The sequence below is a fragment of the Streptomyces sp. NPDC051133 genome, from assembly GCF_040682635.1.
Lineage (GTDB): Bacteria > Actinomycetota > Actinomycetes > Streptomycetales > Streptomycetaceae > Streptomyces.
On the sequence record NZ_JBFBBK010000191.1, the window covers coordinates 1 to 2,172 of the forward strand.

Genomic DNA, 2,172 nt, shown 5'->3' on the forward strand with positions numbered 1-2,172 from the left:
TGTAGAACCGGGCCGTCGCACGGAGGCAGGTCACACCGGGGCCGGTCAGGCGGAGGTCAAGGTCGGGGAGCGGAAGTCAAAGGCAGAGCCAGTACTGCTGCCCAAGGGTGTCGACGGTGGTTCCCCAGTGGTTGTTGCTCGACGACCATCCGACTCCGATCGACCAGGGGCCTACGGACACGCTGTTGATGGAGGTCTGGTTCCAGGAGTGGTCGTAGTGGCCGTACGCTGTGACGTTTTTGCAGGAGTCGCCGTTGAGGAGCTTGAAGGCGATTCCCATGTTGCCGTTTGCGTTGCTGAAGTCCGATCCCCAGGGGTTGTGCTCGCTGCCGTCGACCCAGTGGTCGAACGTGTACATAGGGAAGGAGACTCCGTTGTTGCTGGCTGAGCCGGCCGAGAAGTACCATGGCTCGGGGTTTCCGTAGGTGTTGTTCCAGTGGAAGTTGCTGTCCATGATGTATCCGTAGGACGTCGCGTACCTGCTGAAGGTGTACACGCCCCCGCCGTTGTTGTCGCTGATCGTGATCGCGGCTATGTCTTCGGCATCGTGGCAGCTGTTCCAGCCCTGGCTCGCCGAGTTGCACTCGTTGGTCACGCGTCCGTTGACACCGTTGGTGAAGTGCCAGTTGAACTGGGCGTAGCCGTAGGGCGTTCCGCAGCCGTTGCCTCCGGCTGTGTAGATGGACAGCCACTCCTGGAGATCAGACGGGTACGCGTTCGAATTCGGCGAGACCACCGTCTTGGTCGCTGCCTTCTTCAGGCCGAATTTCGTGGCCAACGCCTTGTCGATCTGGGTTCGTGTGCTCCCGGATGCACGAAGCTTGGCTGTGTAGGTCTCGATGGCTTTGGAATCTGGCACTGTTCTGGCGACGCAGGGGGCCACAGCATTGGCATTGGCCTGTGCCTTTGGGGCGCCGCCAGTCGCGAATGTGATCATTAGCGTGGCTAACGCAGCGATCACCACGAGCGGCACACGCGATCTTGGTTGTAACGTGAAGCTGGCCCTCACGGACTCTCCCGATTGTTGGCAGGAAACAGTGGGGACTGCGACAGCGGGCGTCCCCTGTTGTGGTCGACTCAGCTGTCGACCACGACTGTGACGGAGGCCGTTCAAACGCGTCAAGGGTGCTACGCATCCGCAGAAGGTGAGGAAGAGCTCGACGCGGAAACTCGGCGGAGTTCACGGCGGCTCCCCGGCGGGATGAATGCGCGGCTCACACAGGCAAGTAGGCGAGGTCGTCGCCTTGCACCGGGTGGACAAACGGCTCTCCCCCCGGTACTGCACCGTACAGAGAGCTGATCACGGTGGCGAGCAGTGGGTTGCTGTTCGCGCTGCGGTGCAGGGCCATGACGCGGCGGAACGCCGAGTGCTGTGCGACCCGGGTCGCCTCCACCGATTCGCTCGGGGTATGGCCGAGCCCTGGCACGATCGCCACACCGAGATCGGCGGACACCAGCTGGCGTACGACGTCATAGTTGTTGCTGCGGAAGGCCACGTCGGCCTCGAATCCGGCCGCCGCGCACAGCCGGGTGAGGGACAGAGCGCCGGCGGTTCCCTGCCTGCTGGTGATCCAGCGGGCTTGGCACAGTGCGGCCAGGCGTGTGCTGAGGCTGCTGCCGCGTGCCCTGAGTAGGACGAGGTCCTCGCGTGCGAGGTGATGGCAGGCAAGGCTGCCCGGCCATTGCTGCGGGCTGAGACCGTACTCGTAGACCAGGGCAACATCCAAGTCGCCCTGGCTCAGCGCGGTGACGAGCTCCTTCGGTTCGCCTTCCTCGAGGTGGATCTGCGCCCGCGGGTAGGTGGCGGTCAGGGCTGACAGTGCCGCAGGGACGAGCCGGACGCTGGCTGTGGGGAAGCTGCCCAGTCTCAGCCGTCCAGTGGCCCCGGTGGCCAGCTGGTGCACTTGGTGGTCGAGGTCGTCCAGAGCGGCCAGCACCGGGACGCTGAGGTCGACGAGCCGGTGGGCCGCTGCGGTCGCCCGCACGCCGTGCGCCTCCCGCTCGAACAGCACTAGCCCCGTCTCCTTCTCCAGGGCAGCGATCTGCTGCGAGATCGCAGAGGCGGTGTAACCGAGTTCGCGGGCTGCGACGACGAACGAGCCGGTGCGCACGACGGCCCTGAGCGTGAGCAGGTGCTGTGGCTTCGCCAACGGATTCCCTTGTGGCACTCGA

At 64.6% G+C, this 2,172-nt stretch carries 2 protein-coding genes; both read right to left on the reverse strand.

Annotated elements, in window-relative coordinates; genetic code table 11:
* Positions 1-76: 76 nt before the first annotated feature.
* The gene (locus AB0N17_RS46255) at positions 77-973 is read right to left on the reverse strand and encodes a hypothetical protein (protein WP_366017669.1); all 897 of its coding nucleotides are present in this window, start codon (positions 971-973) and stop codon (positions 77-79) included.
* 241 nt (positions 974-1,214) lie between these two features.
* Positions 1,215-2,172 (reverse strand): LysR substrate-binding domain-containing protein (locus AB0N17_RS46260; RefSeq protein WP_366017670.1); only part of this gene is annotated, 958 nt, incomplete at its 5' end.